The 18,809-nt window shown below is 64.7% G+C and carries 20 protein-coding genes; 10 read left to right on the top strand and 10 right to left on the bottom strand.

Annotated elements, in window-relative coordinates:
* Positions 1-124 precede the first annotated feature (124 nt).
* Both FAS41_RS04390 and FAS41_RS04385 read left to right on the top strand, forming a co-directional pair.
* Positions 125-1,171 carry a class I SAM-dependent methyltransferase gene (locus FAS41_RS04390; protein ID WP_138520419.1) on the top strand — a complete coding sequence of 349 codons (1,047 nt, stop codon included), beginning with the start codon at positions 125-127 and terminating at the stop codon, positions 1,169-1,171.
* 132 nt (positions 1,172-1,303) lie between these two features.
* Positions 1,304-1,870, top strand: coding sequence for a hypothetical protein (locus tag FAS41_RS04385; RefSeq protein WP_138520418.1), 567 nt, complete (start codon positions 1,304-1,306; stop codon positions 1,868-1,870).
* 77 nt (positions 1,871-1,947) lie between these two features.
* Here the strand turns inward: FAS41_RS04385 and FAS41_RS04380 are convergent, their stop codons facing one another.
* The 4 genes from FAS41_RS04380 to FAS41_RS04365 form a co-directional block, all read right to left on the bottom strand.
* Positions 1,948-2,163 (bottom strand): DUF3079 domain-containing protein, encoded by a 216-nt coding sequence (locus tag FAS41_RS04380; RefSeq protein ID WP_138520417.1) that lies wholly within the window; start codon positions 2,161-2,163, stop codon positions 1,948-1,950.
* 107 nt (positions 2,164-2,270) lie between these two features.
* Positions 2,271-3,290, bottom strand: coding sequence for an AraC family transcriptional regulator (locus FAS41_RS04375; protein WP_138520416.1), 1,020 nt, complete (start codon positions 3,288-3,290; stop codon positions 2,271-2,273).
* 223 nt (positions 3,291-3,513) lie between these two features.
* Positions 3,514-4,695 carry a vWA domain-containing protein gene (locus FAS41_RS04370; protein WP_015476361.1) on the bottom strand — a complete coding sequence of 394 codons (1,182 nt, stop codon included), beginning with the start codon at positions 4,693-4,695 and terminating at the stop codon, positions 3,514-3,516.
* Between the two features lie 119 nt (positions 4,696-4,814).
* On the bottom strand, positions 4,815-5,660 hold the full coding sequence (locus FAS41_RS04365; RefSeq protein WP_015476360.1) for an AAA family ATPase: 846 nt from the start codon (positions 5,658-5,660) through the stop codon (positions 4,815-4,817).
* Between the two features lie 231 nt (positions 5,661-5,891).
* Between FAS41_RS04365 and FAS41_RS04360 the strand changes: the two genes are divergently transcribed.
* From FAS41_RS04360 to FAS41_RS04340, 5 genes are all read left to right on the top strand, one after another.
* Positions 5,892-6,281, top strand: a complete 390-nt coding sequence (locus FAS41_RS04360; protein ID WP_052969551.1) for a hypothetical protein — start codon at positions 5,892-5,894, stop codon at positions 6,279-6,281.
* Positions 6,282-6,290: 9 nt separating this feature from the next.
* On the top strand, positions 6,291-6,491 hold the full coding sequence (locus FAS41_RS04355; protein ID WP_138520415.1) for a helix-turn-helix transcriptional regulator: 201 nt from the start codon (positions 6,291-6,293) through the stop codon (positions 6,489-6,491).
* An 81-nt stretch (positions 6,492-6,572) separates the two neighbouring features.
* A complete protein-coding gene (cysK, locus tag FAS41_RS04350; RefSeq protein ID WP_138520414.1) occupies positions 6,573-7,547 on the top strand; it encodes a cysteine synthase A in 975 nt (324 codons plus the stop codon).
* 211 nt (positions 7,548-7,758) lie between these two features.
* Positions 7,759-8,853 carry a polyamine ABC transporter substrate-binding protein gene (locus FAS41_RS04345; protein WP_045212354.1) on the top strand — a complete coding sequence of 365 codons (1,095 nt, stop codon included), beginning with the start codon at positions 7,759-7,761 and terminating at the stop codon, positions 8,851-8,853.
* 438 nt (positions 8,854-9,291) lie between these two features.
* Positions 9,292-10,197: a DMT family transporter gene (locus FAS41_RS04340; protein WP_138520413.1), complete on the top strand. Its 906-nt coding sequence runs from the start codon at positions 9,292-9,294 to the stop codon at positions 10,195-10,197.
* A gap of 208 nt (positions 10,198-10,405) precedes the next feature.
* Here the strand turns inward: FAS41_RS04340 and FAS41_RS04335 are convergent, their stop codons facing one another.
* Positions 10,406-11,311, bottom strand: a complete 906-nt coding sequence (locus FAS41_RS04335; RefSeq protein ID WP_138520412.1) for a DMT family transporter — start codon at positions 11,309-11,311, stop codon at positions 10,406-10,408.
* A gap of 85 nt (positions 11,312-11,396) precedes the next feature.
* Positions 11,397-11,894, bottom strand: a complete 498-nt coding sequence (locus FAS41_RS04330; protein WP_138520411.1) for a GNAT family N-acetyltransferase — start codon at positions 11,892-11,894, stop codon at positions 11,397-11,399.
* Between the two features lie 179 nt (positions 11,895-12,073).
* Between FAS41_RS04330 and aceK the strand changes: the two genes are divergently transcribed.
* The gene (aceK, locus tag FAS41_RS04325) at positions 12,074-13,822 is read left to right on the top strand and encodes a bifunctional isocitrate dehydrogenase kinase/phosphatase (protein WP_138520410.1); all 1,749 of its coding nucleotides are present in this window, start codon (positions 12,074-12,076) and stop codon (positions 13,820-13,822) included.
* A 101-nt stretch (positions 13,823-13,923) separates the two neighbouring features.
* Here aceK and FAS41_RS04320 read toward each other — a convergent pair whose 3' ends face one another.
* From FAS41_RS04320 to FAS41_RS04305, 4 genes are all read right to left on the bottom strand, one after another.
* Positions 13,924-14,448, bottom strand: a complete 525-nt coding sequence (locus FAS41_RS04320) for a DUF2937 family protein (protein WP_138520409.1) — start codon at positions 14,446-14,448, stop codon at positions 13,924-13,926.
* Positions 14,449-14,538: 90 nt separating this feature from the next.
* On the bottom strand, positions 14,539-15,312 hold the full coding sequence (locus FAS41_RS04315) for a class II glutamine amidotransferase (protein ID WP_138520408.1): 774 nt from the start codon (positions 15,310-15,312) through the stop codon (positions 14,539-14,541).
* A 3-nt stretch (positions 15,313-15,315) separates the two neighbouring features.
* On the bottom strand, positions 15,316-15,762 hold the full coding sequence (locus tag FAS41_RS04310; protein WP_138520407.1) for an HIT family protein: 447 nt from the start codon (positions 15,760-15,762) through the stop codon (positions 15,316-15,318).
* A 64-nt stretch (positions 15,763-15,826) separates the two neighbouring features.
* Positions 15,827-16,297 (bottom strand): MFS transporter, encoded by a 471-nt coding sequence (locus tag FAS41_RS04305; protein WP_138520406.1) that lies wholly within the window; start codon positions 16,295-16,297, stop codon positions 15,827-15,829.
* A gap of 103 nt (positions 16,298-16,400) precedes the next feature.
* Here FAS41_RS04305 and FAS41_RS04300 point away from each other — a divergent pair, with 103 nt between their 5' ends.
* Positions 16,401-18,461: a S9 family peptidase gene (locus tag FAS41_RS04300; protein WP_138520405.1), complete on the top strand. Its 2,061-nt coding sequence runs from the start codon at positions 16,401-16,403 to the stop codon at positions 18,459-18,461.
* The gene (locus FAS41_RS04295) at positions 18,461-18,802 is read left to right on the top strand and encodes a CPCC family cysteine-rich protein (RefSeq protein WP_138520404.1); all 342 of its coding nucleotides are present in this window, start codon (positions 18,461-18,463) and stop codon (positions 18,800-18,802) included. Before FAS41_RS04300 ends, FAS41_RS04295 begins: the two co-directional genes overlap by 1 nt.
* Positions 18,803-18,809: the final 7 nt, after the last annotated feature.

The following is an 18,809-nucleotide window of genomic DNA, read 5'->3' as shown; positions in this document are numbered from 1 at the left end:
AAGCGCCCTGAGCCCGCCTTTGGCCGGCGCCCGTCGCGGCAAGGGCCGCACGCGCCCCCTGCCGTCCCTCAATCACGGTTGGCCACCGCGGCATGGCCCGGCGGCCTCGCAGGGAGATCGTGCGATGGACGAAGCCAGACTCAACGAATTCATGGGCAAGCTGGTCAACGACATGGGAGGTGCGGCGATGCTCGCCAACATCATCCTGGGCGAAGAACTGGGCCTCTACAAAGCCATGGCCGACGGCCAGTGGCTGAGCCCGACGCAACTGGCCGAGCGCAGCGGCTGCAATGCCCGCCTGCTGCGCGAATGGCTCAGCGCCCACGCCGCATCCGGCTACATGGAGCACCAGGACGGCAACTTCCGCCTGCCCGAGGAGCAGGCCATGGCCCTGGCTATCGAGGACTCGCCGGTCTACGTCGCCGGCGGCGCTTCCGTGGTCGCCGCGCTCTACCACGACAAGGACAAGCTGGTCGCCGCCATGCGCGGGGACGGCGGCCTGGCCTGGGGTGATCACCATCCCTGCATGTTCTCCGGCACCGAGAAGTTCTTCCGCCCCGGCTACCGCGCACACCTGGTTGCCGAGTGGCTGCCGGCCCTGGATGACGTGGTCGGCAAGCTCGAACGCGGCGCGCGGGTTGCCGACGTCGGTTGCGGCCACGGTGCCTCCACCATCGTCATGGCGCAGTCTTTCCCGAGTTCGAGCTTCGTCGGCTTCGACTATCACCAGCCGTCCATCGACGTCGCCAACCAGCGCGCCGGCCAGGCCGAAGTCTCCGAGCGCGCCAGCTTCAAGCGCGCCAGCGCCAAGGACTACCCCGGCAACGACTACGACCTGATCTGCTTCTTCGACTGCCTGCACGACATGGGCGACCCGGTGGGCGCCGCGCAGCACGCACGCCAGGCCCTCAAGCCGGACGGCACGGTGCTGCTGGTGGAACCCTTCGCCAATGACCAGCTGGACGACAATCAGAACCCGGTCGGCCGGCTGTTCTATGCCGCCTCGACCTTCATCTGCACACCCAACTCGCTGTCCCAGGAGGTCGGGCTGGGGCTGGGTGCCCAGGCCGGCGAAGCGCGTCTGCGCCAGGTGTTCGAGGAAGCCGGTTTCAGCCGCTTCCGCCGGGCCGCCGAAACGCCGTTCAACCTCATTCTCGAAGCCCGTCCATAACGCCTCACCGATCAGCTACAGCGCCCGGATTCCGGGCGCTGTAGCTCGGAAACAATTCGTCATTTCGCCGTCATCAATCCGTTATGTGGCCCGTTGAAACTCGCAGGCTTTCAACCCAGGGAAGCCCCCGAGATGTTCAACAAGAAAGCCAACACTGCCGCATCCATCGCCCTGCTCGCCGCCGCCCTCGCCGGCTGCGCCGCCCAGGCACCGGTGGCCAGCAAGGAAGCCACGCCCAACAATGACGACTGGTACCTGGTGCGTACCGAGTCGACCCTTTATGTATTCGACGACGCCACCGTCTATCGCGACTACCTGGTGACCGGCAAGACCGAGCACACCAAGGCCGTGGGCGAGAAGGACAAGTTCGGCCAGGACATCGTGCTGGTGGTGCGCGCCGAGGACCAGGGCAAGGACGTGAAGAAGATCGCCGGCTACCAGTTCCTCAAGCAGAGCCTGCCGCCGGCCGCCGGCTTCTACGGTGAAATTCGCCAGGAAGGCGTGATCTACGTGGCCCAGCGCTACGGTGACATGGTCGACATGAATGGCCTGGGCGAGCCGATCTTCCGCCACACCGAAATTGCCAGCGGCCCCAACGGCGAGCGCGTGGTCTACCTGATGCAGAAGGAAGAGAAGAAGCCGGTCGGCCTGATCGCTCGCTTCCAGAAGATCTACGGCATCACCCCCGCCAAGGGCTGATGACGAAAAAGCGCGCATTCCGGGGAGGGAATGCGCGCTTTTTACTTTAGCCGGCGCCGCAACGGCGTGGGTGTGCGTTAGCTGGAAGGCTCCAGCTGCACCGCGGGAATCGTCTTCGGCGCCTCGATGCCCCAGTCACCGAACAGGTACCAGTCATCACCGAGCATCTCGGCCGGGTGCATGGTGCGATCCGCGCCGTTGCCACAGGCCAGGTTGGTTGCCGGGCAATAACGGTCGCAGCCCCAGCAGATGCGCTCGGGGTGCGGCGGGTTGAGGGGGAATTTCTTGGCCATGGTGAGGCCCTCGGTGGTTTCCTTGTGGGATTCCTGAAGGCTATGCCTGTCGGACCGGCCGGCTCCTTGATCTGAGACAAGCGCGTCCGGATTTCACCCGCGGCGGTTTATGCGCGGAAGTGACTCGGCGGCTGGCCGCTCCAGCGCTGGAAGGCGTGGCGCAGGCTGGCGGTCTCGCTAAAGCCCAACTCCTCGGCGATGCGGTAGATCGGCATGTCGCCGTCCTGCAGCAGTTCCTTGGCGCGGGCGAAGCGCAGTTCGTCGAGCAATTGCTGGTAGCTGGTCTGCTGTTGCTGCAGGTGGCGGCGCAGGCTGCGCGAGGAGCAGTTGAGGCGACGCGCCAGTTCTTCCAGGCCCGGCGGCTCCTGCAGGCGTTCGCCAAGGATCGCGCGGACCTTGTCCAGCCAGGCGCGGCGTGCGGCCAGATCGATGTTCTGGCGGCGGCACTGTTCGAGCATCTCGCGGTGGGTCACGGCGTCGGCCAGTGGCAAGCGCATGTCGAGCCAGCTGGCGGGGAAGCCGATGGCGCTGCGCGAACAATTGAAGCTCAACTGGCAACCAAACAACGTGGCGTATGCCGCGCGACGATCGGCCGGGCCTTCGTAGTCGAACTCGGCGCGCACCAGCGGCAACGGCTGGCCGAGCAGGTCGGCGCAGGCCACCTTCAGCGAACCCAGGCACAGTTCGGTATTGAACGGGCGCAGCTCCTCCTCTTCGCCATAGCCGGTGGCGACCAGCCAGGCCATGTCGCCGTCCACTTCCAGCGCGAGGTGGAAATAGGTGCCCAGCAGCACCGGATAGCTCAGGCCGATACGCAGCGCTTCACCCAGGGTCGGCGCGGAGATCAGCGCATAACCCAACAGGCCGTACGCGGTGATCCGCGTGCGCACGCCCAGGCGCAGGCCGAGGGCCGGCTCGCCCGCGAGGTTCTGCACGTTGCCGAAGACCTGCTGCTCCTGCCAGGGGCTGACCAGCCGACGCAGGTCGAGCAGGTCATCGCCGGTGATGCCGCTGCCCTCGAGGATGGACTCGCGGCTGTGCCCCTCGGACTCCATCAGCGCGACAGTCAGCGAGGTCATGTGCAGGGAGTTGAGCCAGGTGGAGCGGGAGAAGGTCAGAGGATTCATTCGATGCCCATCGTAGACGCTACAGTGCGCCGCCGGGTGTTACCGCGACAGGCGCAGGTCAGGAGCAGGCAAGTTACGTGCCGGCCACCCAGCGTGGCCGGATCGATCCCCATGTTACGGGGCCTGGGATGTCGGGCGGAAGCGATTCCACCCAATGGCGGGGTTACCTTTGCGGACACAGGACGGTGCGGGCGCACCGTCCTGATGCTCGATCGCCGTGGAGTTAACCGCGAGAGAGGAAGCGCATGCCCTCTTCCAGGCCACTCAGGGTCAGCGGGAACATCTGTTCCTTCACCAGCTCGCGCACCAGGCCGGTGGAGGCGGTGTAGTTCCAGGTGTCCTTCGGGTACGGATTGATCCAGATGAGCTTCTTGTACTTCTCCATGAAGCGCTGCATCCAGACGTAGCCGGCCTCTTCGTTCCAGTGTTCGACGCTGCCGCCGGCCTGGGTGATCTCGTAGGGCGCCATGGCGGCGTCGCCGACGAACACTACCTTGTAGTCCGGCCCATATTTATGCAGCAGGTCGAAGGTGGCGGTGCGCTCGCTGGAGCGGCGCAGGTTGTTCTTCCACACCGATTCGTAGATGAAGTTGTGGAAGTAGAAGTACTCCAGATGCTTGAACTCGGTCTTGCAGGCCGAGAACAGCTCCTCGCAGACCTTCACGTGGGCATCCATGGAGCCGCCGATATCCAGCAGCAGCAGGAGCTTCACGGTGTTGCGGCGCTCGGGGCGCATCTGGATGTTGAGCAGGCCGGCATCCTTGGCGGTGTGGTCGATGGTGCCGTCGATGTCCAGCTCTTCCGCCGCGCCCTCGCGGGCGAACTTGCGCAGGCGGCGCAGGGCAATCTTGATGTTGCGCGTGCCCAGCTCGACCTGATCATCGAGGTTCTTGTACTCGCGCTGGTCCCAGACCTTGGCGGCCTTGCCCTGGCGCTTGCCGGCGTCGCCGACGCGGATGCCCTCGGGGTTGAAGCCGCCGGAGCCGAACGGGCTGGTACCGCCGGTGCCAATCCACTTGTTGCCGCCGGCGTGGCGTTCCTTCTGCTCTTCCAGGCGCTTCTTGAACTCCTCGATGAGCTTGTCCAGACCGCCGAGCGACTGGATCTGCGCACGCTCCTCGTCGGTCAGCAGGCGCTCGAATTCCTTGCGCAGCCACTCCTCGGGGATCAACGCCTTGAGGTGGTCATCGAGCTTTTCCAGGCCCTTGAAGTAGGCGCCGAAGGCCCGGTCGAACTTATCGAAATGGCGCTCGTCCTTCACCATGATGGTGCGGGCGAGGTAATAGAACTCGTCCATGTCGGCGAACACGACGCGGTGCTTGAGCGCATCGATCAGGTCGAGCAGCTCGCGCACCGACACCGGCACCTTGGCCGCGCGCATTTCGTTGAACAGGTTGAGCAGCATGGCTGCACCCTCTCGTAAAGCGGATGCTCTTCGTAGGAGCGAGCTTGCTCGCGAAGCTCTTTGCGAAGTTCACAGGGTTCGCGAGCAAGCTCGCTCCTACAAAAGAGCAGATTCGTAGATCAGCGCGAAGCGCGGCGGCTCATGAAAGCAAGGCGCTCAAGAAGCTGCACATCCTGCTCGTTCTTAACCAGGGCGCCAGCCAGCGGCGGGATGGCCTTGGTGGGGTCGCGCTCGCGCAGCACGGCTTCGCCGATGTTGTCGGCCATCAGCAGCTTCAGCCAGTCCACCAGCTCGGAGGTGGAGGGCTTCTTCTTCAGGCCCGGCACCTTGCGCACGTCGAAGAAGATATCCAGCGCCTCGCTGACCAGCGTGCCGCTGATCTTCGGGTAGTGCACGTCGACGATCTTCTGCAGGGTCTCGCGGTCGGGGAAGGCGATGTAGTGGAAGAAGCAGCGGCGCAGGAAGGCGTCCGGCAGCTCCTTTTCGTTGTTGGAGGTGATGATGATGATCGGGCGCTGTTTGGCCTTGATGGTCTCGTTGGTCTCGTAAACGAAGAACTCCATCTTGTCGAGTTCCTGCAACAGGTCGTTGGGGAACTCGATGTCGGCCTTGTCGATCTCGTCGATCAGCAGGATCACGCGCTCCTCGGCCTCGAAGGCCTCCCAGAGCTTGCCCTTCTTGATGTAGTTGCGCACGTCGTGGACCTTGTCCACGCCCAGCTGCGAGTCGCGCAGGCGGCTGACCGCGTCGTACTCGTAAAGGCCCTGGTGGGCCTTGGTGGTGGACTTGATGTGCCAGGTGATCAGCTTGGCGCCGAAGGACTCCGCCAGCTGCTCGGCGAGCATGGTCTTGCCGGTGCCCGGCTCGCCTTTCACCAGCAGCGGGCGCTGCAGCGTGATGGCGGCGTTGACCGCCAGCTTGAGGTCGTCGGTGGCGACGTAGGACTGGGTGCCTTCGAACTTCATCGGTGAATCCTCGAACGATAGCGGGCCGGGCGTTCTGCCGGGCCGGGCGAATGGTCGGACAAGCTGCGACTATACCGCGCACCCGAGGCGAGTGTGAACGCAGACGCGGCATTCAGTCATTGAATGGCGGGTCAGGGGGTGACTGATCGCAAATGGCCTGCCGATGACAAGTTTACTTTACATCGAAGAAATCCAGATGTTAAGTTTGCTTTACATCACAAGGAGACCGCGATGAATCCCGCCCTGCGCCGCTACACCCTGTCCTGCGCCGCCCTGATGTTCATCTACTCCGCCCTGGTCGCGCTGATCAGCTGGGGCCTGGACCTGCAGCAGCTGCCTTATGCCCTGCGTGTCCTCGCCGCCGCGTCTCCGGCGCTGCCGCTACTGGCGATGCTTTACGTGTTCGACCGCTACCTGCGCAGCGAGCCGGACGAATTCCTCCGTTTCCTGCTGTCTCGCGCTGCCATGCTGGCCGGCGGCGTGGTGGTCGGGCTGTTCAGCGCCTGGGGCTTCCTGGAGCAGTACGCCGCCTGGCCACGCTTCCCGGTGATCCTCGCCTTCCCGCTGTTCTGGGCGGCCTATGGCATCGCCGTGGTGCTGCTGCGCCGGCGCTTTGCCTGAGGACGAAACATGCACAATCGCCTCAAGGAGCTGCGTGCCGAGCACGGCTGGAGCCAGCAGGACCTCGCCCTGCAACTGCAGGTTTCGCGGCAGAGCGTGATCGCCATCGAGAGTGGCAAGTTCGATCCCAGCCTGCCGCTGGCCTTTCGTATAGCGCGGGTTTTCGGGCTGCCCATCGAGGCCATCTTCAGTGACGCGCAGCCCGACTGAGACGGGTGCGCCGACTGGACGACGAAGCCCGCCGGGCATAGGCTGCTGGGTCTGCACAGCTCCGAACCTAAGGAACGCATCATGAGCCGCATTTTCGCCGACAACGCGCAGTCCATCGGCAATACGCCGCTGGTCCAGATCAACCGCATCGCCCCGCGCGGCGTCACCATCCTGGCCAAGATCGAAGGCCGCAATCCGGGTTACTCGGTGAAGTGCCGGATCGGCGCCAACATGATCTGGGACGCCGAATCCAGTGGCCGCCTGAAGTCGGGCATGACCATCGTCGAGCCGACCTCCGGCAACACCGGCATCGGCCTGGCCTTCGTCGCCGCTGCCCGCGGCTACAAGATGATCCTGACCATGCCGGCCTCGATGAGCCTGGAGCGCCGCAAGGTACTCAAGGCCCTGGGCGCCGAACTGGTGCTGACCGAGCCAGCCAAGGGCATGAAGGGCGCGATCGCCAAGGCCGAGGAAATCCTCGCCAGCGACCCGGCGAAGTACTTCATGCCGGCGCAGTTCGACAACCCGGCGAACCCGGCGATCCACGAGAAGACCACCGGCCCGGAAATCTGGAACGACACCGATGGTGCGGTGGATGTGCTGGTGGCCGGCGTCGGCACCGGCGGTACCCTTACCGGTGTGTCGCGCTACATCAAGAACACCAGGGGCAAGCCGATCCTGTCGGTCGCCGTGGAGCCGGTCAGTTCGCCGGTGATCAGCCAGACCCTGGCCGGCGAAGAGGTCAAGCCCAGCCCGCACAAGATTCAGGGCATCGGTGCCGGCTTCGTGCCGAAGAACCTCGACCTGTCGCTGGTCGACCGCGTTGCGACCATCACCGACGATGACGCCAAGGCCATGGCCCTGCGCCTGATGCAGGAAGAAGGCATCCTCTGTGGCATCTCCAGCGGCGCCGCCATGGCCGCCGCGGTGAAGCTCGCCGAAGAACCGAACATGCAGGGCAAGACCATCGTCGTCGTGCTGCCGGACTCGGGCGAACGCTACCTCTCCAGCATGCTGTTCGACGGCCTGTTCGAGGACCAGGAACTGGTCCAGTAAGCTCTATTCCGCCTCTCTGCGGGGCGGATTCCTACCAGCCGTTCCGAATCGGTGCGGCTCGGGTCACAGGCGCTGTCTGCGGACCCGCAGGCAGCCATGGCCCCTCGCCATGTTCCGGCAAAATGGTTAATTCTTGCCCAGCCCGCGACGAAGCGTCGCCCATCTTTCGCGGATGGCCCGGGCTTTCCGCACCGTTGTCAGGAACACAAGAATGAAAATTTCCGCCCCGTTGCTCTCCACCCTTGCACTCTCCCTCTCCGTTGCCGCCGGCGCCGCCCAGGCCGACAGCGTCAAGATCTACAACTGGTCCGACTACATCGCCCCGGACACCGTGCCGACCTTCACCAAGGAAACCGGCATCCAGGCGACCTATGACGTCTACGACAGCAACGAGACCCTCGATGGCAAGCTGATGACCGGCAAATCCGGTTACGACATCGTGGTGCCGTCGAACCACTTCATGGCCAAGCAGATCCAGGCCGGCGCGCTGAAGAAGCTGGACAAGAGCCAGCTGCCGAACTGGAAGAACCTCAACCCGGTGCTGATGAAGGCGCTGGAAGTGAACGACCCGGGCAACGAGCACGGCTTCCCCTACCTGTGGGGCACCACCGGCATCGGCTACAACCCGGCGAAGATCAAGGAAGTGCTGGGCGACAACGCGCCGATCGACTCCTGGGACATCTTCTTCAAGCCCGAGTACATGGAGAAGCTGGCCAAGTGCGGCGTAGCGGTGCTGGACAACGGCCCGGAGCTGCTGCCGATCACCCTGAACTACCTGGGCCTGCCGCATCACAGCCAGAAGCTGGATGACTACAAGAAGGCCGAGGAAGCACTGCTCAAGGTGCGTCCGTACATCCGCTACTTCCACTCCTCCAAGTACGTCAGCGACCTGGCCAACGGCGAGATCTGCGTGGCTGTCGGCTTCTCCGGCGACATCCTGCAGGCCGCCACCCGCGCCAAGGAAGCCAAGAACGGCGTGGAAATCCAGTACTCCACGCCGAAGGAAGGCTCGCCGCTGTGGTTCGACATGGTCGCCATGCCCAACGACGCGCCGGATGAGAAAGCCGCCTACGCCTTCATGAACTACCTGCTGCGTCCGGAAGTCATGGCCGGCGTGAGCAACTACGTGCACTACGCCAACGGCAACCTGGCTGCCGACCCGCTGGTGGACAAGGCGATCAAGGCCGACCCGGCGATCTACCCGCCGCAGGACAAGATGGCCAAGCTGTTCGCCCTCGAATCCATGCCGATGAAGATCGACCGCGTGCGTACCCGCACCTGGAACACCATCAAGACCGGCAAGTAAGCGTCACCCTTGCCTGACAACGCGCGGCCCCGGCCGCGCGTTGTCGTATTTCGTCGCAGGAATCGCGCTTTGCCGCGTGACTCGCACCAGGCTCGCCTCGACGCAAGAAGCTCGCTATAGTCAGTCCACGCAGCACAGTTGCTGCCCCACTGAACAGGTTCGCCTTCCATGTCCCGATACCCATTGCCCGTTCCGGCAATCAACGTTGCAGCCTCCCCGGCTTGCGGCGCGGGTGCGGGCGCGGCCTGCCCTCCCCCTCCTGTCGTTGCAGTCGCGTCGCCTCCGCCTCCCGGTGCGGCCTACCCGCCACCCGGCGTGAGCTTCTGACGCCACACACGTTTTTCACCGCCTGGTTTTCCGCGCGTCACTGACGCGGCTCCCGGTATGTGTCCGGCCCTCGAAGGCCGGTCGTGATCTGCCTGACGACAGGTGTATTGCATGATTTCGCTCAACCGTTCTTCCCTGGCCGGCCTGGCCAGCACCTCCCTGTTCGTGCTGCTGTGGAGCAGCGCCGCCATTATCAGCAAGTGGGGCCTGGCCCATGCTTCGCCAATGGTGTTCCTCATCGCCCGATTCGGTACCGCACTGGTGGCGCTGCTGATCCTCTCGCCACTGATCGGCCTGCGCTGGCCACGCGAACGCAAACAGGTGCGCCACGCCGTGCTCACCGGCCTGGTGATGCTGGGCATCTACCCGATTTTCTACCTGATGGCGCTGGACCTGCACGTCACTCCCGGCGTCATCGCCACCGTGCTGGGCGTGCAGCCCATGTTGACCAGCTTCCTGCTTGAACGCCGGCATTCGGCTCCACGCCTGGGCGGCCTCGCGCTGGGCCTGATCGGGTTGGTGATGGTGGTCTACCAGAGCATCGGGTTGTCGGGCCTGACCTTCGCCGGGCTGGCCTGCTGCCTGCTGGCGTTGCTGTCGATCACCGGCGGTTCGATCCTGCAGAAGAACATCCGCGAGAACCCCTTGGGCACCCTGCCCCTGCAATACAGCGCCGGGCTTTTGCTGTGTCTCGCTGTCGCTCCCTTCCAGCCGCTGCACGTGGAGTGGAACGCCGCGTTCATCCTCAGTGCGCTGTGGATGGGCCTGATGGTCTCGGTGCTGGCCACGGTACTGCTCTACCGGATGATCGCGGCGGGCAATCTGGTCAACGTCACCAGCCTGTTCTACCTGGTGCCGGCGGTCACGGCGCTGATGGATTACCTGGTGTTCGGCAATCGCCTGTCCGTCCTCGGCCTGCTGGGCATGGGGCTGATCGTGGTGGGGTTGATGCTGGTGTTTCGCCAGGCAGCCCCGGCACGGGCAGCTGAAAACGCACAAGCGGTGGATAACGGGTAGTCCACCGTGGGGCCTGCGCCCTCTCCCTAACCCTCTCCCTGAAGGGAGAGGGGACTGTTCTGCGCTGCCTGGAAGGTCAGAGCGGTCCTGCCAACACCGGAAGAACTCGGGCGTACAGCTCGCAGAGGACAACTCCCTCTCCCTTCAGGGAGAGGGCTGGGGAGAGGGAAACCCGTCGGCACAAACTATCAGGGAATATCCGTAGCCATCACCCCGCCGCCTCCACCTTCGCCACCGGCGCCGGGCGCAGCACCAGCCACAACGCCAGGGCGATCAGCACGCCGCCCTGCAGATGCGCCCAGGACAGCGACTCATCCAGCAGCAGCACGCCCCAGAACACGCCGAAAGGCGGAATCAGGAAGGTCACCGTCATGGTCTTCAGCGGACCGATGCTGGCCAGCAGGCGGAAGTACAGGACATAGGCGAAGGACGTGCAGAGGAAGCCCAGCCCGGCCAGCGCCAGCAGGATCTTCGGCTCGGTCAGCGGCGCCAGCGGCATGTCCAGGCTGGTGCCGAGGAAGAACGGTAGCAGGCACAGGGTTGCCCCGGTCTGGCTGCCCAGGGCCGAGACGGCGAAGTCCAGCCCACCCTGGTCGTTGATCCAGCGCTTGGTGAAATAGCCGGCAAAGCCGTAACAGGTCGTCGCCACCAGGCAGGCAGCGGCACCCCAGAGCACCTGGGTATCGAAGGGCACGGGCCCGGCGCGGGTCAGCACCGCAACGCCCGCCAGCCCCAGCAGCACACCGAGAGCCTTGCCGCCAGTCAGTGCCTCGCCGAAGAACAGCGAACCGATCAGCACGCCCATCAGCGGCGTGGTGGCGTTGAAGATGGCCGAATATCCCGCTGGCAGGAACTGCGCCGCCAGGCTGTACATCAGTACCGGGACGCCGGAGGCGATCACGCCGATCAGGAGGATGCGTGCGAGCTTGCCACGAAAGTCCCAGCGCGTGCGCAGGACCAGCATGATCACCACCAGCCCCAGTGCCGACAGCACGACACGGAAGAAGGCCGTTGGCATTACGCCGATAGCGGGCACCAGTTGGCGCATGAACAGGAAGCTGGCGCCCCAGATGGCGGCCAGCCCGAACATATTCAGCAGAGCAGCGGGATTCATCGCGAAAAGCTCCAGGGCAGGTAAGCCACCAGCCTACGCCGGTGGCGAACACCATCCATCCATAGCTGACTTTCAAAGTCCACCGTCAGATGCGGCGCAGGCGGGCCATGCTCAGTACGTCGGCATAAACACCGTCGCGCAGGGCGAACTCACGCAGCGTGCCTTCCACCTCGAAACCGAACTTGCGGTACAGCGCGATGGCCGGCGCATTGTCGGTATAGACGGTCAGCTCGACGCGACGCAGGCCCATCCAGTTATCGGCCACCTCCATCAGTGCAGCCAGCAGCCGTGTGCCGACTCCGCGCCCCTGCCAAGCCACGGCGACACCCATGCCGATGCTGCCGCATTGACTGCGGCGCACACGCGGGTACTGCTCGAGGCTGGCACTGCCGATAACCTGGTCCTGGTGCATCGCCATCAACGTGATACGGCGCTCGTCGTCCAGCACCAGCCGCTTGCGCCACAGCTCCGGTGCCTGGTACGGCATCTGCAGCACCTGACGGGCCACGGCCGGATCGTTGTAGAGGGCCACAAGTCCGTTGATGTGCTGCTCGGTGCAGCGCTCGATGCGAAAGTCTTCCATTGCGTACCGGCTCCTTGCCGAAGGGTCTTTTTCCAGGGCTCTTTATCCAAGAGCGTGGCCGGTCAGCATACGCGTTAATTTCACGGGAAATCGCCAACGATCCTCCGGCGAGATCGCCCTTTCCCTCACCGTTTCCCCTGGCTAAGCTCGCTGCACCAGAACCCAGCAGAGGCGCTCCCATGGCTCAGCACTGGCCGGCGACCGAAATCGCGACCCTGATCCTCGAAGGCTTCGACGACTACCGCGCGAAGTTCCACCAGATCACCGCCGGGGCGCCTGCGCGTTTCGAGCAGGCCCAGTGGCAGGAGGCCCAGCGCGCCTCCGCTGAACGCATCGAACTGTACGAGGAAATGGTCGCCGAGACCGTGGGCCGCCTGACCCGAACCATGGCCGGCATCGACCTGGTGGACGTAGAGCGCTGGCCGATTGCCAAGAGCGCCTACATCACCCTGATCGACCCGCGGCTCGATGACGAACTGGCGGAAACCTGGTTCAACTCGATCTTCTGCGGCCTGTTCAGCCACGACAACATCAGCGACGGCACGATGTTCGTGCACACCACCCGCCCCTCGCTGCGCGCCCATTCGCGCGATCCGCATACGCGCATCTACCGCCCTGGCGGCAAGCTGCGCCAGGCGCTGGAAAGCATCTTCGACGACTACCGGTTCGCCGTGGACTACGACGACCGCGAACGCGACCTCGAACGCATGGACCACCTGTTGCACGCCAACCTGCCGGACTGGGTGTGCAAGGACCCGACCCTGACCATCGAGCTGATCGGTTCGGTGTTCTACCGCAACAAGGGCGCCTACCTGGTGGGCCGCCTGTTCACCCCGGAAGAACAGTGGCCGCTGGTATTTCCGCTGGTGCACCACGAGGGGCGCGGCATCCAGTTCGATACGGTGATCACCGACGAGGCGGAAGTCTCGATCATCTTTTCCTTCACCCGCTCCTACTTCATGGTCGATGCGCCAGTGCCAGCGGAGATGGTGGCCTTCCTCAAGCGCCTGCTGCCGGGCAAGCACATCGCCGAGCTGTACACCTCCATCGGCTTCTACAAGCAGGGCAAGAGCGAATTTTACCGAGCGCTGATCAACCACCTGGCGACCACCGACGACCGCTTCGTGATGGCCCCGGGCGTGCGCGGCATGGTGATGAGCGTGTTCACCCTGCCGGGCTTCAACACCGTGTTCAAGATCATCAAGGACAACTTCAACCCGGCCAAGACCGTGGACCACGCCACGGTGATCCAGAAGTACCAGTTGGTGAAGAACCACGACCGCGTCGGGCGCCTGGCCGACACCCAGCAGTTCGCCGATTTCCGCTTCCCGGTGAGCAAGTTCGACCCCGAGTGCCTGACGGAGCTGCTGGACGTCGCGCCGTCCACCGTGATGCTGGAAGGTGACGTAGTGCTGATCCGCCACTGCTGGACCGAGCGCCGCATGACCCCGCTGAATCTTTATCTGGAGCACGCCACCGAGGCTCAGGTGCACGAAGCGTTGTACGACTACGGGCTGGCAATCAAGCAACTGGCGGCGGCGAACATCTTCCCCGGCGACATGCTGCTGAAGAACTTCGGCGTCACCCGCCATGGCCGCGTGGTGTTCTACGACTACGACGAGATCTGCTACCTCACCGAAGTACATTTCCGCCACATCCCCCCGGCGCGCTACGAGGAGGACGAGATGTCCTCCGAGCCCTGGTACTCGGTGGGGCCGATGGATGTGTTCCCGGAGGAGTTCCCGCGCTTCCTGTTCGTCGACCTGAAACTGCGCCGGCAGTTCGCCAAGCTGCACGGCAACCTGTTCGACGCGGACTACTGGAAGGGGCTGCAGGAGCAGATTCGAGCGGGGAAGGTCATCGATGTATTCCCTTACCGCCGCCACGAATCGCCGGAGGAAGCCTTGGGGCGTCAGGCCAACCTATAGGAGCGAGCTTGCTCGCGAACAACGGAGTCCCACCTGACATCGACACGTCGGGCTGATACCGGCTCGCGAGCAAGCTCGCTCCTACGACGAGCCGTCGAGGTTCAGTTCCAGTGGCGCCGCGAAGCGCGACGGTTGTCGCCCAGGCCCACCAGGGCAGCCACCGAAGCCATCAGGACCTCGGCGATCCACGCCAGCAGCAAACCGCCGGCCAGTGCCCAGCCAATGGCCTCGGGCTCCAGCACCACCTGGTAGCGATAGTTCTCGTAGGTCTCCCGCAGCAGCTCCTGGTTGGGCGCGGTCACCATGTGCAGGGCGCGCTGGTACCAGTTGCCCTGCAGGGCCTGCCATTCGTTCTCGAACAGCTGGGCGCGGCGTATCAGGCGCTCGATATTGTCGGCGTCGCGCTGGAATACCGGGTCTGCACTACCGCGGTAATGCGCCACCAGAGCACCCAGGTCGCCCTTGAAGAACTGTCCTGAAGTGTCCTTGAAGCCCTGCAGCGCCTGGGCCGCCTCGATGCGATGGGCGTCGACGCGTTGCGCATAATCCTTGATGAAGCCCGGCACCTGGACCGCGACCATCAGCCCCAGTGCAAACAGCACCATGCGTACATAGCTGCGCAGCATTCTTTTCCCCTTCGTTCTTATGGATGCGCAAGGCGCCGCCGGATTCTCCCGTTTGCCGCACCGGCATTCCGGGAATGCTTCACGTCCCGATCAGATGCGGCCCTGGGTGACGATCTCGCCACGCCACCAGAGCATCCATTCGCCGCCCTGCATCCGGGTCCAGTTCTCGTTATCGGTCAGCGGTTCAGTGGCGATCACCGTGACCACGTCGTTGGGTGTGGTTTCCGACTGGAAGTCCACGGTGACGTCGGCATCGCGCAGGCGTGCCGGACCAAATGGCGCGCGGCGGGTGATCCAGGCCAGCTTGGTCGAACAGAAGGTGAACAGCCAGTCGCCGTCGCTGAGCAGGCAGTTGAACACGCCTTTTTCGCGGTAGGACGCGCACGCGGTCACTAGCGTGGGCAGCAATACTTCCACCGGCACCGGTTCGGGGAAGGCGCGGCGCACGCGGTTGAGCAAGTCACAGAAGGCCGCCTCGCTGTCGGTATCGCCCACCGCGCGATACAAGCCGGGCTCGGGATGGAAGTCGGCGAGCTGGCCGTTGTGGGCAAAGGTCCAGTAACGTCCACCCATTTCGCGCACGAACGGGTGAGTGTTGGACAGACAGACCTGGCCGACGTTGGCTTGGCGGATGTGGCCGATCACTGCCTCACTCTTGATCGGGTAGCGCTGTACCAGCCGCGCGACTTCCGAGTCGACACTGGCGGACGGATCCTGGAACAGCCGCACGCCTCGCCCCTCGTAGAAGGCGATGCCCCAGCCGTCACGGTGCGGGCCGGTGCCGCCGCCGCGCTGCATCAGCCCGGTGAAGCTGAAGACGATGTCCGTCGGGACGTTGGCGCTCATGCCGAGCAACTCGCACATGAATCAGTTCTCCTCCATCAGTGCCTCGCGCAGCTGATGCAGCTCGCGTTCCAGGCGATTCTGCATCCTTTTCCGCCCCAGCGGCAGGAACCGCGTGAGCGTGCGCAGCAGCAGGGCCGGCAGATCACTCAGCTCACGCGGGATAAGGTGCAGATGAAAATGTGGGACGTGCTGGTTGGCCGCGGGGCCGTCATTGACCAGCAGGTTGATGCCGACCCGCCCGTAGCCGGCACGGCGCAACACACGCTCCATGCGCTCGGCCAGCGGGATCAGGTCCTGCTGCGCCGCCTCGGAGAGCTGGTGCAGGAAGGTCGCGTGCTCGCGGGCCACCAGCAGCAGGTGTGCGGGGCGCAGCGGGTAGATGTCCAGCAGCACGATGAAATGATCGTCTTCGTAGAGGATACGGGCCGGCACGCGACCGGCCGCGATGGCACAGAACACGCAGTCCATGGGAACTCCTCGAAAGGCCGTTCAGTTCATGCTGGACGCGTGCGGGGCAGGACGCAAGGCCGGACTACAGGCGCGGTTCGATCCGCGCGCGGTTGTCGCGTCGCTCACTGGGATGAGCGTCCACGCCCTCGACCAGCTCAGGTTGCATCAGCTGGCGCAGGGTCGGCTCGTCTTCGGCCTCCTTGTCCTGGCGGCGCCTCTTCAGCGAACGCTCCAGCGGCCAGCGGATGAGCACGAACAGCAGGTACACGCCGAATGCCGCCAGCAGCACCAGAGCGAGGTCGGAGACGGCGCGCCAGGCGTTGTTGCCGACCTTGAACACCACATCCAGTGCGGTGATGGCGATCGCCGGGGCGTACAGGTTGTTCGCCGGGTCCACCGGGGTCGGTGTGAACAGCAGGACGATGACGATCACCCGCAGCGGCTCGCGCAGCCAGCGCCACATCCAGCCGGTCATCAGGAACCAGACCAGGGTCAGGCCAAGGCCGGCGGCGATATAGGCGCCCCAGGCAAGCGTGTAATCGTGTTCGTTCATGCGCGTGCGTACGTGCGGTGTCGACAGAGGGGTGCGTATGATAGCTCCTTTTCCCCGTGGGTGCGCAGCCAGGCGTCATCCATGCCGCCGCCGAGGATTCGCCATGACCAACCGCCAGCCCCCCATCGCCCGCCGCGAGGCCGCCGCCGATCCCTATGCCTGGCTGGAGAACCGCGACGCCGAAGATGTCCTCGACTACCTGAAAGCAGAAAATGCCTACCTGGAAGATCAGCTTCTTCCTCAGACAAAACTGCGCGAAACACTCTTCCAGGAGATCAAGGGCCGCATCCGCGAGACCGACCTGTCGCTGCCCACGCCCTGGGGCCCCTGGCTCTACTACCAGCGCACCACAGCCGGCGACGAGTACCCACGTCATTACCGCAGCCCTCGCCCAGCCGATGGTTCGCTGACCGTCGAGGAGAGCGCCGAGCAGTTGTTGCTGGACCCCAACGAACTGGCTGGCGACGGCTTCCTGTCGGTCGGCGCCTTCAGCATCAGCCCCGATCATTCGAAGCTGGCCTACAGCTTGGATACCAGTGGCGACGAGATCTACACCCTCTACGTGAAGGAACTGGCTGACGGCAGCGTGACCACCCTGCCCTTCGACGACTGCGACGGCAGCATGACCTGGGCCAACGACAACCGCACCCTGTTCTTTGGCGAGCTGGACGACACCCATCGACCGCACAAGCTCTATCGCCACCGTCTGGGCGACAGCGGTGCGCAACTGATCTTCGAGGAGCCCGACGGGCGTTTCTTCCTCAACTGCTACCGCGCCAGCTCCGAGCGTCAACTGATCCTGCTGCTGAACAGCAAGACCACCAGCGAAGCCTGGGTGCTGGATGCCAACAAGCCGCAAGGCGAGTTCGTCTGCCTGGCCCCGCGCGAGGAGGGCCACGAGTACTACCCGGACCACGGTCGCCTTGAGGGTGACTGGGCCTGGCTGATCCGCAGCAACCAGACCGGCATCAACTTCGCCCTTTACCACGCCAGCGAGGCACAGCCGTCCCGCGAGCACTGGCGCGAACTGATCGGCCATCGCGACGACGTGATGCTCGAAGGCCTGACCCTGAGCGCCAGCGCCCTGACCCTGAGCCTGCGCGAGGGCGGCCTGCCGATCGTCGAAGTCCACCCGCACGGCCAACCGGCGCACCGCGTCGACCTGCCGGACGCCGCCTACAACCTCTATGTGCAGGACAGCCTGGAGTTCGACAGCACGGTGATCCGCCTGCGCTATGAGGCGCTCAACCGTCCGGCACAGATCCGCCAGCTGGACCTCGCCAGCGGCGAACAGGAAGTCCTCAAGCAAACTCCGGTGGAAGGCCCGTTCGACGCCGATGCCTACGAAAGCCGCCGCCTCTGGGCCGAAGCCGCCGATGGCGTGCAGGTGCCGATCAGCCTGGTCGGGCGCCGCGAGGTACTGGAAGACATCGCACGGGGCAAGCCGGCGCCGCTCTACCTCTATGGCTACGGTGCCTACGGCGAGAGCCTCGACCCCTGGTTCTCCCACGCCCGCCTGAGCTTGCTGGAGCGCGGCTTCGTCTTCGCCATCGCCCACGTGCGCGGCGGCGGCGAGCTGGGCGAAGCCTGGTACCGCTCCGGCAAGCTGGAACACAAGCAGAACACCTTCAGCGACTTCATCGCCTGCGCCGAACACCTGCTCAGCCACGGCTACTGCACCCCGGCACAGCTGGCGATCAGCGGCGGCAGCGCCGGTGGTCTGCTGATCGGCGCGGTGCTCAACCAACGCCCGCAGCTGTTCGCCGCGGCCATCGCCGAAGTGCCCTTCGTCGACGTACTCAACAGCATGCTCAACCCCGACCTGCCGCTGACCGTCACCGAGTACGACGAGTGGGGCAACCCGCAGGAGCCGGAGGTCTACGAGCGCATCCGCGCCTATGCGCCCTACGAGAACGTCAGCGCGCAGGACTACCCTGCCCTGCTGGTAGTAGCCGGCTACAACGACAGCCGCGTGCAGTACTGGGAAGCCGCCAAGTGGGTGGCCAAGCTGCGCGTGAGCAAGACCGACGACCGCCTGCTATTGCTCAAGACCGACCTGGGCGCCGGCCACGGTGGCATGAGCGGCCGCTACCAGGGCCTGAAGGACGTGGCACTGGAATACGCCTTCCTGTTCAAGGTGCTGGGCATCGAAGGCAACGCCTGATGCTCTATACCTGCCCCTGCTGCGGCTACTTCAGTTTCGGCGACCCGCCAGGGTCGTACGAAATCTGCGAGATCTGCTTCTGGGAAGACGACCACCTGCAACTCTGCTTCCCTGACGCACGCGGCGGCGCCAACCCCGTGAGCCTGATCGAAGCACAGGTCAATTTCGTGCAATGGGGCGCCTGCGAACGGCGCTTCCGCACGAAGGTCCGCCCGGCGACCATCGACGACGAGAAGGACGAGCGCTGGTTCCCGCTGTGGGAGAGGCGCGTGGAGCTGCCGGAGGAAGAAGCACCGCTGACCGGTGAGGAAGCCTGTTACTGGCTGCGCGCACCGGCCTGAGTGTGAA

Source organism: Pseudomonas nicosulfuronedens, from assembly GCF_005877905.1.
Classification (GTDB): Bacteria; Pseudomonadota; Gammaproteobacteria; order Pseudomonadales; family Pseudomonadaceae; genus Pseudomonas; species Pseudomonas nicosulfuronedens.
The sequence above is the reverse complement of the archived record's forward strand: the minus strand, read 5'-3'. Positions and strand labels throughout refer to the sequence as shown.

What these genes read in the sequence shown, in the direction of transcription:
- FAS41_RS04390 (WP_138520419.1), top strand. Translation starts at nt 125, where the DNA reads ATGGACGAAGCCAGACTCAACGAATTCATGGGCAAGCTGGTCAACGAC.
- FAS41_RS04385 (WP_138520418.1), top strand. Translation starts at nt 1,304, where the DNA reads ATGTTCAACAAGAAAGCCAACACTGCCGCATCCATCGCCCTGCTCGCC.
- FAS41_RS04380 (WP_138520417.1), bottom strand. Translation starts at nt 2,163, where the DNA reads ATGGCCAAGAAATTCCCCCTCAACCCGCCGCACCCCGAGCGCATCTGC.
- FAS41_RS04375 (WP_138520416.1), bottom strand. Translation starts at nt 3,290, where the DNA reads ATGAATCCTCTGACCTTCTCCCGCTCCACCTGGCTCAACTCCCTGCAC.
- FAS41_RS04370 (WP_015476361.1), bottom strand. Translation starts at nt 4,695, where the DNA reads ATGCTGCTCAACCTGTTCAACGAAATGCGCGCGGCCAAGGTGCCGGTG.
- FAS41_RS04365 (WP_015476360.1), bottom strand. Translation starts at nt 5,660, where the DNA reads ATGAAGTTCGAAGGCACCCAGTCCTACGTCGCCACCGACGACCTCAAG.
- FAS41_RS04360 (WP_052969551.1), top strand. Translation starts at nt 5,892, where the DNA reads ATGAATCCCGCCCTGCGCCGCTACACCCTGTCCTGCGCCGCCCTGATG.
- FAS41_RS04355 (WP_138520415.1), top strand. Translation starts at nt 6,291, where the DNA reads ATGCACAATCGCCTCAAGGAGCTGCGTGCCGAGCACGGCTGGAGCCAG.
- cysK (WP_138520414.1), top strand. Translation starts at nt 6,573, where the DNA reads ATGAGCCGCATTTTCGCCGACAACGCGCAGTCCATCGGCAATACGCCG.
- FAS41_RS04345 (WP_045212354.1), top strand. Translation starts at nt 7,759, where the DNA reads ATGAAAATTTCCGCCCCGTTGCTCTCCACCCTTGCACTCTCCCTCTCC.
- FAS41_RS04340 (WP_138520413.1), top strand. Translation starts at nt 9,292, where the DNA reads ATGATTTCGCTCAACCGTTCTTCCCTGGCCGGCCTGGCCAGCACCTCC.
- FAS41_RS04335 (WP_138520412.1), bottom strand. Translation starts at nt 11,311, where the DNA reads ATGAATCCCGCTGCTCTGCTGAATATGTTCGGGCTGGCCGCCATCTGG.
- FAS41_RS04330 (WP_138520411.1), bottom strand. Translation starts at nt 11,894, where the DNA reads ATGGAAGACTTTCGCATCGAGCGCTGCACCGAGCAGCACATCAACGGA.
- aceK (WP_138520410.1), top strand. Translation starts at nt 12,074, where the DNA reads ATGGCTCAGCACTGGCCGGCGACCGAAATCGCGACCCTGATCCTCGAA.
- FAS41_RS04320 (WP_138520409.1), bottom strand. Translation starts at nt 14,448, where the DNA reads ATGCTGCGCAGCTATGTACGCATGGTGCTGTTTGCACTGGGGCTGATG.
- FAS41_RS04315 (WP_138520408.1), bottom strand. Translation starts at nt 15,312, where the DNA reads ATGTGCGAGTTGCTCGGCATGAGCGCCAACGTCCCGACGGACATCGTC.
- FAS41_RS04310 (WP_138520407.1), bottom strand. Translation starts at nt 15,762, where the DNA reads ATGGACTGCGTGTTCTGTGCCATCGCGGCCGGTCGCGTGCCGGCCCGT.
- FAS41_RS04305 (WP_138520406.1), bottom strand. Translation starts at nt 16,297, where the DNA reads ATGAACGAACACGATTACACGCTTGCCTGGGGCGCCTATATCGCCGCC.
- FAS41_RS04300 (WP_138520405.1), top strand. Translation starts at nt 16,401, where the DNA reads ATGACCAACCGCCAGCCCCCCATCGCCCGCCGCGAGGCCGCCGCCGAT.
- FAS41_RS04295 (WP_138520404.1), top strand. Translation starts at nt 18,461, where the DNA reads ATGCTCTATACCTGCCCCTGCTGCGGCTACTTCAGTTTCGGCGACCCG.